Here is a 16,683-nt window from a genome sequence, read left to right as displayed (position 1 = left end):
GCACTTGGGGCTTGATTGTAAGGGGAAGCCGCGCCTTTAACGCGCCCATGCATCTGACTTTCGAAGCCTTGTCCTTCCTCATCGCCGTGGCCTTCATGGCCGGTACGATCGATGCCTTGGCCGGCGGCGGCGGCTTGCTGACGATCCCGGCTTTGCTCACCGCCGGGGTGCCGCCGATCGCCGCGCTCGCCACCAACAAATTGCAGAGCATGATCGGTACGGCATCGGCGGTGGCCGCATTCATGCGAAGCGGCCGGATCGATCTTCGCGCTTTCGCCCTGCCGGCCCTGGGCGCTTTCGCCGGGTCCCTGGCGGGAGCGACGGCGGTACAGCATGTCGATCCCAGCTTTCTGAGCGCCCTCGTGCCGCTCCTGCTGATTGCCATGGCGCTCTATTTCCTGCTTGCGCCGGCGATGAGCGAAGAGGACCGCCACGCGCGCCTGGGCCGGTGGGGACTGACGGCGGTCTGCTCCGGGATCGGCTTCTACGACGGTTTTTTCGGCCCCGGCACGGGATCGTTCCTCACCACTGCGCTGGTGGCGCTGGGCGGCCTGGGACTGGTGAGGGCGATCGCGAACACCAAGTTCATCAACCTGGCCACCAATGTCGCTGCTTTGGCGGCGATGATCACAGGCGGCAAAGTGCTGTGGGTGCTGGGCCTGAGCATGGCCGTTGCCAACGTCGCGGGAAACCAAGTCGGCGCCTGGCTCGCGATCCGCTTCGGCGGACGCGGCGTCAGGCCGCTGCTGGTCGTCATGTCGGTCGCCCTGACCGTCAAGCTGCTGGCCGACCCGAAGAACCCCTTGTGGTCCGTTCTGTAGCCCGGGCGCCCGTTGGTGGTCGTTGGCACGGCGGCGGGCGGAAACCGCCGCCATGTGAATGCGGCTTAGCCTTTGGTCGGGTCGATGAGGAACTTCTCGCCGGTGGCCTTGCGTTCGTAGGCGCGGATTACCTCCGGTTCCAGCGCTTCGGAAAGGCCGATGACACGGGTATACCTGCTGGCGAAGGTCGTCTTTAGCTCGCGGACGACACGCTCGCGCAGCCTTGCGGCCACTTCCGGCCCGGCCTTCTGCAGGAAGGGGAACAGCAGCCAGCCGGATATGCTCCACTGGAAGCCGAATGCCAGCCGGTTCAGCGTGGTGGGGGAGGTGTCAAGCGCGCCGTAGATGAAGAGCTGCTTGAGCACCGTCGATCCGTAGCGGCTGTATTCCGGCATGGCCTTGACCGAAGCCCGCTCCATGGCCTCCATGATCTTGCTGCCGAGTGTACCGCCGCCGATCGCATCGAAAGCGATGGTGGCGCCGGTCTGCTCGATCGCTTCGGACAGGCGCGCGCCGAAATCCTCGTCTCGGCTGTTCACGACGTGGGTGGCGCCGATCTCCTTCAGGATATCGGCCTGGCCCTGCGAGCGGACGATGTTGACCAGCTCAATACCGTCCGCAAGGCAGATCTTCTGGAGCATCTGCCCGAGGTTCGATGCCGCAGCGGTATGGACGATGGCCTTGTGGCCTTCGCTCCGGGCCGTTTCCACGAAGCCAAGGGCCGTCAGCGGATTGACGAACATGGCGGCGCCATCGGCAGCCGTCGCATCGTCGGGCAAAGGAATGACTTCTGCGGCGCGGATGCGGCGATAGTCGGCGTACATGGCGCCGCCGATCATGCCGACACGCTTGCCTATCAGGTCCGTCGCCGTTCTCCCCGCCGCGACCACGGTGCCCGCGCCTTCGTTGCCCACGGCCATCGACTGCCCTATACGGCCTGCCTGGGAGGCAAGGCGGGCCTCCGGAATGGCGAACGAGACACCCGGGCGGCCATCAGCGGTGGGTTCGATCGATTCCAGATCCGCCGGGCCGAGCAGCAGACCGATATCGCTCGGGTTGATCGGGGCCGCTTCGATGCGCACGACGATCTCGTCGTCGGCGGGATCGTCTATCGGCACTTCATCCAGCGACAGGAAGAGCCGTCCGTTCTCGACCTTCGATCTCAATTCGCGTCCGTTGAAGCTCATCGGTTCCTCCAGGTAGCCGCTGCATCATAGATGGCGCGCAGGGCTGTGCAAGCCTGGGGTTGCCGGGCCGGCGGCCGACGCGGGCGCGGTTCGTGCGGTATAAATCTTCTCATGGCGTCAGTGCGTTGCTAAGCACGTCACGAACAGGGATGAAGGGTGACTTATGACGTCGAAGGATGGCCATGGCCATGGCGGCAACGGAACCGCAGCAGAACCGAGGCGCCTTCTTCGTCTGCTGGCGCCGTTCGCAGCAGCTATTCTCGTTCTCGCTCCATCCGCGCTCCAGGCTGAGGAAGAGGAGGACTTCGACCCTGCTCGGATCAGCGAGGTCGATGCGATCGAATGCCGCCTGGACGTGCCGACCTACACCGGATTCGCGATGTCCTTGAGCGAGGAGGACAGCCCGGCCGATGCGCGGGGATGGAAAAAGGTCGCGTCCAAGTCGCCGGCCATCCTCCTCTACGAACTTCCCGCGCCCATTACGGTTGCCGGGCGCTACGACACGCGCCGGATCGCCTTCAGTTCCAGCGGCATCTTCGCCCTGCTGGATCTTCCCGATCCGGCGCCCCTGGCGAAGGAGCAGCAGATCGAGAACGCGATGGACACGAACGCGCTGATCGATGCACTGGCCGCCTCCGGCAAGGTGACGCGCGCGGAAGCGGAGAAGGAGATAAAGTTCCGCAAGTTCCTCGGCGAGAAGCTCATCCGCGAAGATACGGAACCAGCGAAGGACAAGGACGGATACGGGCTGAACACCAAGGTGACACGCACGATCTCCACCTCGGTGCCTTACGCCGGCAAGACCTTCTACGGCTGCACCTACCGCATGGAGGTGCTGGATGGAGACGGCAATCCGTTATAGCGCTTGACCGCTCAGGCTTGCTCGGTGGAACTTCGCTGAACTCCGGCTCCTTCCGCAGGTCCATCGACCAGGCGCACGACGGCCAGATCCGCCGTGACATTGCCCAGGGTGCGGAAGATGTCGGGAATGCTTTCGATCGCCAGCAGCAACGGTAGCAGGTCGATCGGCACGCCCATGGCAACGCAGACCGGGCTGATGATGGCGAAGAAGGACACCTGGGCTGGAACGCCTACGGCGGCCACGCTCACCGCCGCAGCGACGAGGGCTCCCGTCACCAGCGTTCCCGGCCCCAGGGGCACGCCATGGAGATGGGCCAAGTAGACCGCCACCGTCACATTGGCGGCTGCGCTGGCGGCTCGAAAGATCGATACCGCCAGCGGCAGGACGATGCCGGCCACCTCGCGATCGACTTTCAGAGCCTTCGCCGCCTCGATCATCGCCGGCAGCGAAGCCAGTGACGATTGCGTACTGGCGGCGATCACTTGGGCCGGAAGAACCGCGCGGATGAAGGCGGGAAGTGAGAGACGGCCCGAAAGCACGATCGTCACACAGGCAAGCACCGTCACCGAAAGACAGGCGCCGACCACGAACATGACGTAGTGCAGCAGTGTTCCTGCAACCTCGATGCCGGTGCGGGCGGCCACTGCAAATGCAAGGGCGAAGACGCCCAGCGGGGCTACCAGCAGCACCCAGTGCACGATCAGGAGCATGGCCTGTACGATGGCCTGGAAGAACGTCTCGACGCTGCGCCGCAAGCCGGCTTCGATACGGCTGACCGCCAGTCCGAAGATCAGCGCGAAGACGACGATCGGGACCATGGCCGTGTCCGCCGCCGCCTTGATCGGGTTGGTCGGGATGATGTTCGACAGCCAGTCCGTACCGGTGGGGACGGCGATGTTCCCTTCGGTCGGCGGCGCGATGGAAGCCGCTCCGTCCGGAACCGGCCAGAGGTCCAGCGCCAGGGACGTCAGCAAGGCGCTGAGCAGGCAAGCGCCTGCGAGCAGCGCCATGAACCACAACATGGCGCGCGGCACGATCCGGTTGTGAGCGACGCTGCCGGCGGCCGAAATGATGCCCGTGACCAGGAGAGAAAAGACCAGCGGCACGACGGTCATGGTGAGCGCGTCGAGCCAGAGTTTCCCCACTTGCTGGGCTGCCGTCACGACGGGAAGGCTCGAAGGCCCGCCGCGCCATACGGCACCGACTACCAGACCGCCGACCAGGCCGGCCAGGATGCGAAAGGAGGTGCCGGTCACGGGCGGATCGATCGGCGCGGGATCATCGCTCCTCCACGCGGGTTATGCATGCACCTACGGCCGCGATCCGTTCCACATCGGCATAGGCTTCGTTGCCCAGTTCCTCACCGAAGATATCCGGATCCAGTTCGTGATACCAGAGATGGCAACCGAGCGCAGGCAAGGCTTCCTCCAGGTGCGCCTTCAGCACGTCCAGACCCTCGACGATGGATACGCCGGTATGGAGTATCAGGCGGCCGCCTTTCGCAAGCTTGCGGGCGCCGGCCAGCGCCCAGTCCAGCGACAGCCGCGCGCCGTATAGGTCCCCGCCGTCGCGGTAGGCGCGTCCTTTCTCATCTATCATGAAAGGAGGATGGGTGACGATCAGGTCGAAAAGGCCTTCTGGATCGGCGGGGCTGGTCGTCCGCAGGGTTTCCGCCCGCAATCCGGCGTGTTCGGCATTGATCGAGGCGAGAAACAGGGCCTGGGGGTTGATGTCGGCAAGAGTGAGGTGAGCGTGGCGCTGCCGCATCGCTGCGGTAATTCCGCCCACGCCCGACCCGGCTGCGTAATCGAGGATGCGCGCACCGGGAGCAAGATCCTGCATCCGGGCGGCGATGAGGTCGGCAAAGCGGTAGCTGTCTGGCCCGAAGAATACCGCGTCCTGCTCGATCGTAGGATAGGCGGAGTGCAGGAACAGCGTGTCGCCCAGCGAGGAAGCCCGCACATTACTGGCGAGCAGTCCGTCCGGACGCTCCTGCAGGACGCCGCCTGCCCGCAGCAGATCGACGATCTCCGAGGGGATCATGCCCGGAGCGAAAGGAAGGCTCCATCCCATCACGTCGCGCAAGGACCGTGCTTCGCGGCGATTGCTGCGCGACAGTACGCGCTCATGGCTTGAGGGCGTGGTCGTGACGAAACGGTACTTGAGCGATGCCAGTGCTTTCAGCAGCGCCGATAATGCGCCGCGCCGGGATCGTTCGGTTTCCGCAGAGGCGGCGAGTGTCGGAGATTCGAGTGGCAAATTCTGCTCCTCTATCGGCGGTGCTGGGGGGCTGGCAGGATTGCTGCGGTTCCTCAAAGCACCGGCTTCCCGCCGGTCACGGCGATGGTGGCGCCCGAGATGTAGCTCGCCTCGTCGCTGGCCAGCATCACATAAGGCGGAGCCAGTTCCCGAGGCTGCGCCGCACGGCCGATGGGATAGCTGGCACCGAACTCTTTCACCTGCTCGGGCGGCATCGTCGCGGGGATGAGCGGCGTCCAGACCGGGCCGGGCGCCACGCAGTTCACGCGGATGCCCTTCGGCATCAGCATCTGCGCCAGACCGGCGGTGAAATTCTGGATAGCGCCCTTGGTGGTCGCATAGGGCAGCAGGGTGGGCTTCGGCATGTCGGCGTTCACTGATGTCGTGTTGATGATGGCGCCGCCGCTGCCCATATGAGGGACGGCCGCTTTTGCCAGATAGAACATCGCGTGGATGTTGGTCCGGAATGTCTTGTCCCATTCCTCATCCGGGATGTCGGTGATGTCCTCGAAGGTCATCTGATGGGCGGCATTGTTGACAAGGATGTCGATGCGTCCGAATGCTTCCACGGCTTGGTCGACGATGGCGCGGCAGTGCGCCGGATCGCTGATGTCCCCCGGCACGAGCACGGCCTGGCGCCCCGCTTCCTCGACGAGCCGCGCCGTATCCTTGGCATCTTCGTGCTCGTTGAGATAGGAGATCAGCACGTCGGCGCCTTCCCGCGCGTAAGCTATGGCGACGGCGCGGCCGATACCGCTGTCGCCGCCGGTGATCACGGCCTTCTTGTCGTTCAGACGGCCATGGCCCTCATAGCTGTCTTCGCCGTGATCCGGGCGCGGATCCATTTCGGCGGTGGTGCCGGGCACTTGCTGCTGCTGAGCCGGAAGGGGCGGCTTCACGCTGTCCATCACATGTTCCTTCTTTGAAATGCACCTTTTCGTTCGTGCCGCCGCACGAATATCAGTCCCTTGAATGAGGTGGCGGCGGAGAGGTTGCCTCGGACCAACATCGATCATGCCCGCGGCCATTCCCGGAAGCCGATAGTCCACTCAGGTTAATCTCGGCGAACCCTGAACGGCTTCGTCGCTTCTGGTCGAAGAGCGGGCCTGACAGTCTCGGGCCTGACCGTTCTTGGATCCTGATCGATGCTTTCGCCGGAAGCCCATGTGACTTCGGAACGACGGGAAGCGGGGCTGCGCCAGCTTGTCGTGGAAGCCGCCTTTTCGAATACGACTGCCGCCCTGACGACCGGTGTCATCCTGCCCGCGCTTGCACTCCATCTCGGCGCGAGCAACGTGATGATCGGCCTGCTGGCGGCCGTCCCCTTTTTCGCGCAGTTCGGCCAATTGCCGGGGATCTGGCTGGTCGAGCGATTGCGCGCCCGCAAGCGCATCGCCGTGATCTCCAGCGTGGTGGGACGGCTCGCACTGGCCGTGATCGCCGTGCTGCCGTTCCTCGCTGCGGGCGCGCTGCCGCTGCTCGTCCTCGCTACCGCCGTGCTGTGCCTGTTCGGCGCGGTGGGCGGATGTGCGTGGAATGCCTGGTTGAGAGATCTCGTCCCCGAGGAACGGATGGGCGATCTGTTCGCGCGCCGCACCGTCTATGCCACGATCACCCTGCTGGCGGCGGGGCTGATCGCAGCCGGAGGGCTGGAACTGTCCGAGCGCGGCCTGGTCTCCGCCGATGTGACATTCGCGGTGCTCTACGGCACCGGCTGCCTGTTCGGCATGTTGAGCGCCGTCATCGTCGCCCGCATGCCCGAACCGGCCATGACCGCCCCCCAGGAAACGCATCTGAACCTGTTCAAAGTGCTGCGCCGGCCGTTCAGAGACCCCAATTTCAGCCGCCTGATCGTGTTCGTCGCGGCCTGGCAGTTCGCCATCAACTTCGCCACGCCGTTTTTCACCGTGTTCCTGGTCAAGCAACTCGGATATGGCATGACCGTCGTCATCGGTCTCAACATCGCGAGCCAGTTGGCCAATGCACTGACGCTGAGGCAGTGGGGGCGGCTGACCGACACCTTCAGCAACAAGTCCGTGCTGCGCGTCTCTGCACCGGTCTATATCCTCTGCATAGTCGGCATGACCGGAGCCTCCCAGATCGATGGCGAGGGTGCGCGCCTGGTGTGGCTCACGGTGCTGCACCTGCTGATGGGCGGCGCGATGGGCGGCGCCACTCTGGCCGTCACCAACATCGCTCTCAAGCTGTCGCCGCGCGGAGAGTCTACGGCATACATCGCCGTCAACAGCCTGGTCTCCGCCATTGCCGCCGGCGTGGCACCGATCCTGGGCGGACTGCTGGCCGACTTCTTTTCCGCGCGCCGGCTGGAACTGGCGCTGCGCTGGATCAACCCCGATGGCGTCACGGGCCTGATCGATGTCCGGCTGATGCACTGGGACTTCTACTTTCTGATCTCTGGCGCGCTCGGGGTCTACGCCTTGCACCGTCTCTCCGTCGTTCGCGAGGAGGGCGAGATCGATCGCAGCGAAGTGGTACGCCACATGTTCGTGCGCACGCGCTCGACGTTCCAGAATTTCTCGACCGTCACCGGCCTGCGTGCGATAACCGAGCTTCCCGCAGGCCTGGCGCGCGAGGAACGGGTCCGCCGCCGCTGGACGCGCATGAACGCCCGGCGTTTGCCCGTCGTCTGATCTTGGTTCCAGCACGCATGCAGTGGTCGTGGTGCGCTCGTGACCTCCTCCCGGCGCACCACTTATAACCCGGATCGGCTTTGCGAAACCGCCGGGGGCGGACGGCATTGTGGAGACGACCGAGATCTTTTGAAGGAGAGCACGAATGTCGCAGGCCGACACGGTACAGGCCATCGATCCCGTCACTGTCCGGGCAAGCGCGGTATTGCGGGAGGCGTCGGAGGCGCCTGCGGCCGCCGTGCGCCAAGGCGGTCTCGACATCGAAGTGCGGCTTGTGGACGACGCGCTCTGGGTGGTGATGCGCCGGGGCGATGCCGGCGGGCTGGCGCTGCGCATGCCCGTCTTCAGCCCCGATGCGCGTTGCCGAGGGTTGAAGATCCCCGGCTCGATCGCTGCCCTCGAGTGCGAAGGGTCGCTCGGCACAAGCCGTCTCGTTCTCACGGCCGATCCCTTCGGCCTGGAACAGTTGCGCGCCACGCTGACGTTCAAGCCGACGCGGGATCTTGCCATCGAGTGGGTGCCACGCGATCTGGTGCCGTTCGACGTCAAGGGCGATGCCGCGCAGACCCTCGGGCATGTCGAGGCACGCCAGCGCAAGACGAACACCGCATTGCTCTATTTCGCGCTGGAACGCCCGGCCTTCGGCAAAGTGCTGTACCTCCAGAACCTGACGGCCCTGAACGACTACTTCAACATGACCGGCAGCAAGCCGACCGAAGTGGTCGGCGGCGACTGGCCGGATCTGGGCTACCGCCCTCCGGTCAATCCCGAGACGGGCAAGGCGATCCTCAAGACAGGGCAGAAGGTCACGCTCTACGACACCATCCTGTCGATCCGCGCCTATCCGCAGCAGGAGGAAACGGATTCCGCTTGGCAGTTCCTGGATATGCTGGGAGCCGTGTACGGCTGGCTGTCACCGCCGACGCCGGCTCTACACGATTGGAACGCCCGCGCCGAAGCGACCTTGTGGGATCTTGAGAATGCGCCGGAAGCCAGAGTTCGGCATTACGGCCATACCTACTTCCACCCCTATACGGCGAGCGAGTACCCGGACGTCATGGTCCAACTCTCGATCGCCTCGGCGCTTCAGGACTGGAGCCGCTGGACCGGAGAGGCGCATCCGCTATCGCGCGAGATCATGGCCGGGATCGGCAAGTTCTACGACGACAAGCTGAAAACCCTGCGCCGCTACCTGCCCAACGTCGGCAAGGACAAGGATGCTGATGCGGTAGACAGCTGGTATCTCTATCACCCTCTCCTGAACCTCTCCAACCTGGCGCTTGCTGGCGACGAGAAGGCCAGCGAGCTGTTCCTTGCCTCGATCGACTACGGCATACGGGCGGCCCGACACTTCAAATACAAGTGGCCGATCATGTACAAGATCGACGACTTCAGCGTCATCACCGACGTTGCCGAAGCAGACGATCGGGGACAGACCGACGTCGGCGGCATCTACGCCTGGGTCATGCTCCAGGCTTTTGAACTCACCCACGACGAACGTTTCCTGGCGGAGGCGGAAATGGCGATTTCCGCAGCCGAAGGCATGCGTTTCGACCTCAACTACCAGGCCAACCTGACTGCCTGGGGCGCAGCTGCCTGTATACGGCTTTGGCGCATCACCAACCGCAAGGAGCATCTGGACCAGAGCTACGTCTATCTCGCCAGCTTCTTCCACAACAGTCAGATCTGGAAAAGCGACATCGGCCTGGCGCGTCACTGGACGAACTTCCTCGGGGTCACCTGCCTTCAGGATGCACCCTACATGGCCGCCTACGAGTGTTTCGACAGCTATGCCGCGTTCGAGCGCTATCTGGATTATGGCGGACCGCACCTCATCCCCGGCGTGAAGCTGCTGGTCAATGAATTCTGCCGGCATGCTCTCGATAGAGGGTGGTACTATTACCCCGATGCCATTCCGCCCGAAGCGCTGGCGAGCGAGATCCGCAACGGCCACATCGATCCTGAACTGAACTTCCCGCTCGAAGACCTCTATGCCGACGGGCAGAAGGCGGGCCAGGTCGGACAGGAAATCTACGGAAGCGGGGCGGCACTGGTCTATGCCACCCGGACTCTCCATCGGATCGAGGGCGCTCCCTTCCTGCTGTTCTGCGACAGTTTCGTGCGGGCCATCCATCGGCTCGATGAGGGAACGCTCAATCTGCGGATCGACGGCCCGGACACGACGAAGGTGCGTCTCGCTCTCCTTCCGACGATCACCAAGGGCAAGGAGATCTCGCCACGGCTCTGGACGTCCGACCAGAAGGTCATGGAGATGGAATGGGCGGAAGGGCGCTACGAAGCATGGGTTCCGGCCAATGTGGCTCTGCTGCTTGCCTGGACGCAAGCGGCATGAAGGCCGCGCTCAAGACCGCCGACGGCACGTTCAGCGTCGAGGATGTCGATCGGCCCGAGTTGCCTGGCCCGGACTGGGTGATGATCCGGGTGAGAGTGGCCGGCATATGCGGCACCGACCTGCGGCACTGGCGCAAGCACGAGCATGACCTGGCAGGCCATATCATGGGCCACGAACTTGCAGGTGACGTCGTGGACGTGGGCGGCGAGGTCGACAACGTGTCGGTCGGCGACCGGGTCGTGGCGGAGACGGTGCTCGGCTGCGGTAAGTGCGAATACTGCCGCGCGCGCCGCTACAATATCTGCCCCGATCTTTATGCCACGCGTACGAAGACGGTCTCTCGGGCCTACGGACAGTTCCTGGTGGCGCCCGCAAGCCATGTCTATCGCCTTCCCGATCACGTCAGCTTCGAGGAGGCGGCCCTGGTCGATACCCTGTCCGTCTGTCTCCACGCCCAGCATCTCTCCGGCCTTACCATCAATCACCGCGTTGCCGTCATCGGCGCAGGTCCGATCGGCCTGGGTCAGTTGATGCTGGCGAAAGCGAGCGGAGCGGACGTCATGATCGTGGATCCGGTGGATAGTGCCCTGGCGCTAGCCCAGGAGCTCGGCGCGGACCTGACCGTCAACCCGGAGCGGGACGATGTAGCCACGGCAATGGGGTCCATGACCGGGGGGCGCGGTGCGGATATCGTGTTCGAATGTGCAGGCGGGCCTTCGATGCCCGAAACGCTGCCGCTTGCGACCAGGCTGGTCCGGCGGGGCGGCAAGGTCGTGATCGTCGGCGGCTTCGATCCGGGCGTTACCGAGATCGGCCTGGAATGGCAGCGCATCCAGATGAGCGAGATCCAGCTCGTTCCCAGCGCGAGCTTCGCATGGGCGGACCTCGACAAAGAGCAGGGCGAGGTGGTGGAACTGATCGGCAAAGGCCGCTTGCCGGTCGAGAAACTGGTGACCCACCGCTTTCCGCTGGCCCGGATCAACGAGGCCTTTGCCTGCGCCGAGAGCAAGCAGCAGACGGGAGCGGTCTTCGTGGCTATCGAGATGTAGCGGAGGCTGCGCGTTCGGGAGGCTGGATCAGGTTGCCGTGTCGATCAGGAACGCGGCGCCGGGGACTGTGACGGTCTGCCTCGATGTTTCCGCTCTGCCGGAAAGGTCCAGTCGGGTGACGTTCTCACCTTCCTCGTGCGCGATGAGGATGGCGGATCCAGCGAAGAGGAAGTGCCGCGGGGAGGCCGAGCCGGTTGCGAACCAGCGCTGCCTGACCAGACGGCCGTTCTCCAGACGAAACTCGACCAGGCTGTCATGACCGCGATTGGAAACCCAGACGGCGCCTGACGCATCGATTGCAAGGTGGCCGCCGAGATTCTTCGCCGCGCCCGGCTCAGGCGCGGTCGGCACAGCCTCTACCAGTTGGAAGCCCGGGCCTTGCCGCCTCAGCAAGAGAAGCTCGGCGGCAAGTTCGCATAGCAGGAGCGCGTGGACGCCGTCCGGATGGAAGAGGAAATGTCTGGGTCCATATCCGGCAGGCGCTTCGAACGCGATCTGCGTATCCGCTATTTCCTGGCCATCAAGGCGGTGCCGGAAGACGCGGTCGAGCCCGAGGTCGACGTGGTAGATGGCTCGGCCGTCCTCCCCGAATAGGGCGCAGTGCGCATGCGGCCCGTCCTGGCGATCTGGATCGGGGCCGCGTCCTCGGGGCTGGAAGCGGTCGCGGATCGTCATATTGGCGCCGGTCTCGGGATCGAGGTCGATCAGGGCCAGGGTGCCATCGCCGTAGTTGGCCACTGCCAGACGCGTACCATCCGGTGAAATGGACAAGTAACACGGCGCCGATCCGCCGCTCTCGGTGTCCCGCATAGCGATCCACGTGCCGTTCTGGCGGTCCCACGCCGATATGCGGCCCTCATCGCGCTCATCGACGAAATAGGCGATGCCGCGCTGGGCCGACCACACGCCGAACGAGGCATTGACGATCCGTGCTTCGGCAGGGCCGAGGTACAGCGATCCATTGGCGCTCGCCAGACTTTCCAGTCCGGCGCCGCCTTTTGCCGCATAGGTCCCGATCCAGATCACGGCGTCACGCCGTCTTCTGTCGGATCGGTTCTATCCGCAGCATGGGGATGTCACAGCGGGCGGAGCGTGTCAGTACGAACACGATGGCTTCGGCGATCTCCTCCGCAAAAAGCATCTCGCCGTTGGCGATGGCTTCGCGTTGCTCCGCGACGGAGCAAGGCTGCATATCGCTTCCCACCGAGCCGGGCTGGATGACTGACACGCGGATGCCCTTGTCGCCCACTTCCTTGCGCAAGGTCAGCGCAAAGGCATCCAGGCCGGCCTTGGTCGCGGCATAGACGCTCTCGCCCGGAGCCTTGATGTCCGGGCTGATCGAACTGAGCAGCACGATATGCCCGCCGCCTTGCGCCAGCATGCGCAGGATTGCGGCGCGGGCCGAGGCAAGCGAGCCCATCAGGTTCGTCTGGACGACATAGCGCCAGTCGGCGTCATCCATTTCGTGAAGCGGCCCTGCACCAAGGGCCGCACAGGCGACGAGAACGTCGATACCGCCGAGACGCTCATCCACCGCCGCGAAGACGCGTTCCAGGTCTTCGGGATCGCTCGCATCGGCGGCAAGGCCGCAGTCTTCGCTCAGGCCCGCCTCGACAAGCGTCTCGCGGAGAGCCGCGCGATCGCGTGCGAAAGTCATGACGCGCCCACCGAGCGCGGCCAGCGACAGAACCGTCGCTCGGCCGATGCCGGTGGTCCCGCCGGTGACGAGTATACGACGGCCGGCGATGGGGAGATGGGGCGTTTTATCCTGTTCCATGAATGGCCAACCCCAAGCGCTGATGCCGGGTTCCAGCAGATAAACCTGTGTCGGTAATCCGGTGACGAAGGAAGCATGTCCTCACTGTTCAGGCTATCTTCGGCGCGAGTTCGAACCGCGTCTTTTCGAAACCCGTGTCGGGGCCGGGCCGGGCGTAGACCGACATACCTGGCTCCTGCCTCACGCGCAGATGCCCCGAAGCGAAGCCGTCCAGGATGAGGCCGATGTCTTCGAGCCCGGCTTGCCAGCGGTCGGCTGCGGAGGCCGGGGAAAAATCGAAAGCCTTGCCGCTCACCTCGCGGGCCTGATCGGAATAGGCGACGTGCACCAAGGTGACTGGCGCGCCTTGGCCCCTCGCTTTCCGTTCGTCGTGGATCGCCTGCCAGGCCGCGATGGCACGGCGGCTTTGGGTCGCGAAGATCAGATCCTGCATGCGCGAAACCGAGGCTCCGATGGTCGTCGGCGGGGCACCCTTCAGCGGAAGAAGATCGATCGCGAGGCACAGCAAGGGCCGCTCCCGGGGTTCGGACAGGACGAAGTCCAGCGGCAGGTTGGCGGAAATTCCCGCATCGGCCAGCAGCCGACCTTCGATATCGACCGGCGGAAAAGCCGGCAGCAGGGCAGCGCTTGCCCTCAGATGATCCGGCCCGATCCTATGACGATGCGTATCGAAGATCACGTCCTCTCCCGTCGCGACATCGACGGCGGCCGCCAGGAAACGCATGGCCCCTTCGTTCAGGCGGTCGAAATCGATCAGCCGCGCCAGTTCTTGCCGCATCGGCGAGGTATCGTAGAGGCTGTTGCGGTCGAAAAGACCGAGCGGGTCCCAGGGCCAGCCGAGACTTCGGGGCGCGAACAGCCCGGGCCGTCCGGCGGCCAGGGTCAGCAGGGCTGCGGCGCTTCGCCTCGCATCTTCCGCTGAGCCGCCCCTGACGGGACGAAATGCCGGGGAGGGCGTCCACAAGGCGCGCAGTTGCGCCAGCTGATCGTCGGGCGCGTTGCCGCAGATGACAGCGCCGTTGATCGCTCCCGCCGACGCCCCTGCGATGCAGTGGGGCAGCCAGTCGGCTTCGTGCAGCGCCTGGTATGCGCCCGCCTGATAGGCGCCAAGCGCGTTCCCGCCGCTCAGGACCAGTGCCAAGTCGAAATCGGCTTCCGTCAAGGCAGCATGGTTCGGCGTGCCGGCAGGCTCGGTCATTCAGGCTTTCCTTCGGCATCGGCGGAGGCGGTCGCCGGGTCGCCCGGCCGGAAGACGCGGAGGGAACGGCTGCGTGCCGCCGTATCTCTCACAGGAGGTTTCCCATGGCCGCATGTTCGAACTCCTGCGCATCGTGAGCGCACAGGATGCGCACCTTCCCGGCGTGCTCGATCGAGAGCCGGCGTAGGCGTTCCTGATTGGCGAAGCGCAAGCCGCGATCGACTTCCATCATGGTTTGGTAGCCGCGCAGCCCGCCGGGGCACTGGCGCACGGCGCCCCGCATCTCGCCGCGATAGAAGTACGCGTCTCCCGCATGGAGCAGCCATCCGTCCTCGCGCGCCACGGCAATGCCGGCGTGACCCCAGGTATGGCCCGGCAAGGGCACCATCAGGATTTCGGGGGGAAGCCCCTCCAGATCGCGCACGGCGTTGAAGCCGAACCATGGCTCTCCCTGAGCGCCGTAGCGCCTCCAGTCGTGCACTTCGTCCAGTTGGGAAGGCCGATAGCGGTTGCGGCTGACGAAACCTCTGCGTGGCCCGGTGGCGGCGGACCATTCCCGTTCCAGCAGATGAACGGTAGCCGAGGGAAAGTCTTCCAGACCGCCAGCATGATCGAAGTCGAGATGCGTGAGCACGATGTGGCGGACATCCTCCGCGCGAAACCCCAAGGCCTCGATCTGGCGCAGCGCGGTGTCTTCCTCGCGCAGTTGGATGTTCAGCATCGTGCGCATGACCCGCGTAATCCTGGGATGCGGACGCCGATGAGGGTGCCGAACGTCACGCAGACCGTAGCCCGTGTCGATGAGGACAAGCCCGTGGCGATCCGTTTCGAGAAGCAGGCAATGGCAGACCAGCTTGCCGGTCAGACCCTTGCTGCGACCGTCGAACAGCCGTCCGCCAAGCGGGCAATCGGTGCCGCAATTGAGATGATGAATGCGCATGTTCGCTCAGCCTGGTCCAGCGGGGGAGATCATCCGACACAGGATCGGTTTGCGAGGTGACGGGTCTTCGTCGCCCGATGGCCAACGACGGCCACCGGACGTATGAAAAAACCCGTCGATCAATCGCCGCTTGATCCCGAGTTGGGGTTACCCTCGGGCTTCAGCTTCCGGTCGCCCAGGCGTCCGCTTCCATGGTAGCCGATGGTCGACTGGCCGCCATGTCCCATCACCGTATTGCCCATGTCCTCGCGCTCTGCATCCGACTTGCCGGTATGCGGGTTCGGGTAAGGCGCCCCCGCATCGCTGCCGTCGGTCGCGTTGAACTGGGCCTGCGTGTTGACGCCGTCCGGCGCGCCCGGCCTCCCGTCGTGGGGCATTGCCTGTGTCGGGTGGGCGTTCTCGGGTAGGCCGGTCTTGTCCATGCCGATTGCTCCTGCGTGCGATGTAGACTGCGCCGAAGGCGGCGATCGTTCCGCGCCGCTGCGGTACCGGCCGTACTCCTCGGTATAACGGGCGCCGATGCGATCTTTCTCAGCATCAGGGAGATCCGCTGCCAGGGCCGGGAGCCAGCTGTTCTCTTCCTGGTACATGTGCTGCTGGAGCGCGCTTTCGATGTGGCGCAGCTTCTCCTGCCACTCCTCGCTCATCGGCTCGATCTTCTCGAGCTTGGCCAGTTGCACTTTCGTCATGGCGTGTTCTTCATAGGCCATGGCGGCATGGGTCTTGCTGTCGTACTCGGAGATGTCCGGGTAGATCACCGCTTCCTCCGCCATCGAATGCGCCGTGAGTACGGCCGCGAGTTCACGCATTCCGGAGATCCGTGCGTCGGGCGTATTCGCGTTGATGGCTTCCAGAACGAGGCTTTCGATCTGCTTGTGCTGATCGACGATCGGGGCGAGCCAGCGTTCCGAGGACGCAAGAGCCTGCACGTCGCGCCGGGCTTGCGCCCTCGCTTCGTCCGAAGCGGCCGGGGCCAGCGTCGCTGCTATCCTGTCGAGAAAGGACATCGAGATCTCCGACTTCATGCGCTTCGGTCAGCCTGACCCTCAGCGGGTGTCCGTGCACTCAAGCGGTGCCATGCCTGTTTCAAGCGTGCAGCGGCGCGCGAAGTTTCCGATGTTGATCGAGATCAGGTGTGCCGATCGGCCCGAACGGGCGGCTGTCTCTATTCCGGGACGATCGCCATGTCGTAGACCACCACTTTGTCCCATAGATCTGCGCACGACGTGACGAAGTGCTGGTGGATCGGATGATCCTGGTAGATCTTCTGATCCGCCGCATTGTCGAAGAACATCAGCTCGGACACGTCGTAACTGGCATCGACGACATCCCGGCGTTCCGTGGGTGCCGGGATGCCGATCTCCAGCTTCCTGATCACGGGAATGCCTCGCAACAGGCGAAGCCCTGCGATCAGTTTCCCGCGGTCTGCCTGCGAGCCGGGATTTTTCAGCCAGAAGAAGACATGATGGACCAGCTTGGGCTTACTGGCGATGATTTCGGCGGCGGCGGCCGGGAAGGCTGCGACAGTGCTTCCCAGTGCGATCAAGGTCGCCAATTCCCGTCTGCTTGCTTCCATGGTGCAGCCG

At 64.5% G+C, this 16,683-nt stretch carries 15 protein-coding genes; 5 read left to right on the top strand and 10 right to left on the bottom strand.

All coding sequences use genetic code 11. The annotated features are described in order from the left end of the window. The first annotated feature begins 47 nt into the window (after positions 1-47). Positions 48-821 (top strand): TSUP family transporter, encoded by a 774-nt coding sequence (locus L284_RS36385; RefSeq protein WP_021234263.1) that lies wholly within the window; start codon positions 48-50, stop codon positions 819-821. A gap of 65 nt (positions 822-886) precedes the next feature. Here L284_RS36385 and L284_RS36380 read toward each other — a convergent pair whose 3' ends face one another. Then, entirely contained in the window at positions 887-2,008 is a 1,122-nt protein-coding gene (locus L284_RS36380; protein ID WP_021234262.1) for a zinc-binding dehydrogenase, read from the bottom strand. Positions 2,009-2,171: 163 nt separating this feature from the next. Here L284_RS36380 and L284_RS36375 point away from each other — a divergent pair, with 163 nt between their 5' ends. Continuing rightward, positions 2,172-2,870, top strand: a complete 699-nt coding sequence (locus L284_RS36375) for a hypothetical protein (protein ID WP_021234261.1) — start codon at positions 2,172-2,174, stop codon at positions 2,868-2,870. A gap of 11 nt (positions 2,871-2,881) precedes the next feature. On the opposite strand, the gene L284_RS36370 is transcribed toward L284_RS36375, so the two are convergent. Genes L284_RS36370 through L284_RS36360 form a run of 3 tightly spaced genes read right to left on the bottom strand, consistent with a single transcriptional unit; the run spans position 2,882 to position 6,037 of the window. Continuing rightward, positions 2,882-4,126, bottom strand: coding sequence for a dicarboxylate/amino acid:cation symporter (locus tag L284_RS36370; RefSeq protein WP_021234260.1), 1,245 nt, complete (start codon positions 4,124-4,126; stop codon positions 2,882-2,884). A gap of 22 nt (positions 4,127-4,148) precedes the next feature. Continuing rightward, a complete protein-coding gene (locus L284_RS36365; RefSeq protein ID WP_021234259.1) occupies positions 4,149-5,129 on the bottom strand; it encodes a methyltransferase in 981 nt (326 codons plus the stop codon). Positions 5,130-5,182: 53 nt separating this feature from the next. After that, a complete protein-coding gene (locus tag L284_RS36360) occupies positions 5,183-6,037 on the bottom strand; it encodes an SDR family oxidoreductase (RefSeq protein WP_021234258.1) in 855 nt (284 codons plus the stop codon). Positions 6,038-6,295: 258 nt separating this feature from the next. On the opposite strand from L284_RS36360, the gene L284_RS36355 reads away from it, so the two are divergent. The 3 genes from L284_RS36355 (at position 6,296) to L284_RS36345 (ending at position 11,182) form a co-directional block, all read left to right on the top strand. Then, positions 6,296-7,780, top strand: coding sequence for an MFS transporter (locus tag L284_RS36355; RefSeq protein ID WP_235054370.1), 1,485 nt, complete (start codon positions 6,296-6,298; stop codon positions 7,778-7,780). Positions 7,781-7,925: 145 nt separating this feature from the next. Next, entirely contained in the window at positions 7,926-10,133 is a 2,208-nt protein-coding gene (locus L284_RS36350; RefSeq protein WP_021234256.1) for a hypothetical protein, read from the top strand. Next, complete coding sequence (locus L284_RS36345; RefSeq protein WP_021234255.1) at positions 10,130-11,182, top strand: zinc-dependent alcohol dehydrogenase; 1,053 nt, start codon at positions 10,130-10,132, stop codon at positions 11,180-11,182. Before L284_RS36350 ends, L284_RS36345 begins: the two co-directional genes overlap by 4 nt. A gap of 27 nt (positions 11,183-11,209) precedes the next feature. Here the strand turns inward: L284_RS36345 and L284_RS36340 are convergent, their stop codons facing one another. The 6 genes from L284_RS36340 to L284_RS36320 form a co-directional block, all read right to left on the bottom strand. Next, positions 11,210-12,208: a lactonase family protein gene (locus L284_RS36340; protein ID WP_021234254.1), complete on the bottom strand. Its 999-nt coding sequence runs from the start codon at positions 12,206-12,208 to the stop codon at positions 11,210-11,212. Positions 12,209-12,212: 4 nt separating this feature from the next. After that, the gene (locus tag L284_RS36335; RefSeq protein WP_021234253.1) at positions 12,213-12,959 is read right to left on the bottom strand and encodes an SDR family oxidoreductase; all 747 of its coding nucleotides are present in this window, start codon (positions 12,957-12,959) and stop codon (positions 12,213-12,215) included. Positions 12,960-13,047: 88 nt separating this feature from the next. Then, positions 13,048-14,157 (bottom strand): patatin-like phospholipase family protein, encoded by a 1,110-nt coding sequence (locus L284_RS36330; protein ID WP_021234252.1) that lies wholly within the window; start codon positions 14,155-14,157, stop codon positions 13,048-13,050. Positions 14,158-14,245: 88 nt separating this feature from the next. After that, complete coding sequence (locus L284_RS36325; protein WP_021234251.1) at positions 14,246-15,097, bottom strand: MBL fold metallo-hydrolase; 852 nt, start codon at positions 15,095-15,097, stop codon at positions 14,246-14,248. 119 nt (positions 15,098-15,216) lie between these two features. Beyond that, positions 15,217-16,104 carry a hemerythrin domain-containing protein gene (locus L284_RS46875; protein ID WP_160172120.1) on the bottom strand — a complete coding sequence of 296 codons (888 nt, stop codon included), beginning with the start codon at positions 16,102-16,104 and terminating at the stop codon, positions 15,217-15,219. A gap of 158 nt (positions 16,105-16,262) precedes the next feature. Next, entirely contained in the window at positions 16,263-16,673 is a 411-nt protein-coding gene (locus L284_RS36320; RefSeq protein ID WP_031342244.1) for a Dabb family protein, read from the bottom strand. Between the last annotated feature and the right edge of the window lie 10 nt (positions 16,674-16,683).

Origin of the sequence: Novosphingobium lindaniclasticum LE124, assembly GCF_000445125.1 — a bacterium.
GTDB lineage: Bacteria > Pseudomonadota > Alphaproteobacteria > Sphingomonadales > Sphingomonadaceae > Novosphingobium > Novosphingobium lindaniclasticum.
The sequence above is the reverse complement of the archived record's forward strand: the minus strand, read 5'-3'. Positions and strand labels throughout refer to the sequence as shown.

Excerpts from the sequence above, each read along its gene's own strand:
- L284_RS36385 (WP_021234263.1), top strand. The coding sequence starts at position 48 with ATGCATCTGACTTTCGAAGCCTTGTCCTTCCTCATCGCCGTGGCCTTC.
- L284_RS36380 (WP_021234262.1), bottom strand. The coding sequence starts at position 2,008 with ATGAGCTTCAACGGACGCGAATTGAGATCGAAGGTCGAGAACGGACGG.
- L284_RS36375 (WP_021234261.1), top strand. The coding sequence starts at position 2,172 with ATGACGTCGAAGGATGGCCATGGCCATGGCGGCAACGGAACCGCAGCA.
- L284_RS36360 (WP_021234258.1), bottom strand. The coding sequence starts at position 6,037 with ATGGACAGCGTGAAGCCGCCCCTTCCGGCTCAGCAGCAGCAAGTGCCC.
- L284_RS36350 (WP_021234256.1), top strand. The coding sequence starts at position 7,926 with ATGTCGCAGGCCGACACGGTACAGGCCATCGATCCCGTCACTGTCCGG.
- L284_RS36345 (WP_021234255.1), top strand. The coding sequence starts at position 10,130 with ATGAAGGCCGCGCTCAAGACCGCCGACGGCACGTTCAGCGTCGAGGAT.
- L284_RS36335 (WP_021234253.1), bottom strand. The coding sequence starts at position 12,959 with ATGGAACAGGATAAAACGCCCCATCTCCCCATCGCCGGCCGTCGTATA.
- L284_RS36330 (WP_021234252.1), bottom strand. The coding sequence starts at position 14,157 with ATGACCGAGCCTGCCGGCACGCCGAACCATGCTGCCTTGACGGAAGCC.
- L284_RS36325 (WP_021234251.1), bottom strand. The coding sequence starts at position 15,097 with ATGCGCATTCATCATCTCAATTGCGGCACCGATTGCCCGCTTGGCGGA.
- L284_RS46875 (WP_160172120.1), bottom strand. The coding sequence starts at position 16,104 with ATGTCCTTTCTCGACAGGATAGCAGCGACGCTGGCCCCGGCCGCTTCG.
- L284_RS36320 (WP_031342244.1), bottom strand. The coding sequence starts at position 16,673 with ATGGAAGCAAGCAGACGGGAATTGGCGACCTTGATCGCACTGGGAAGC.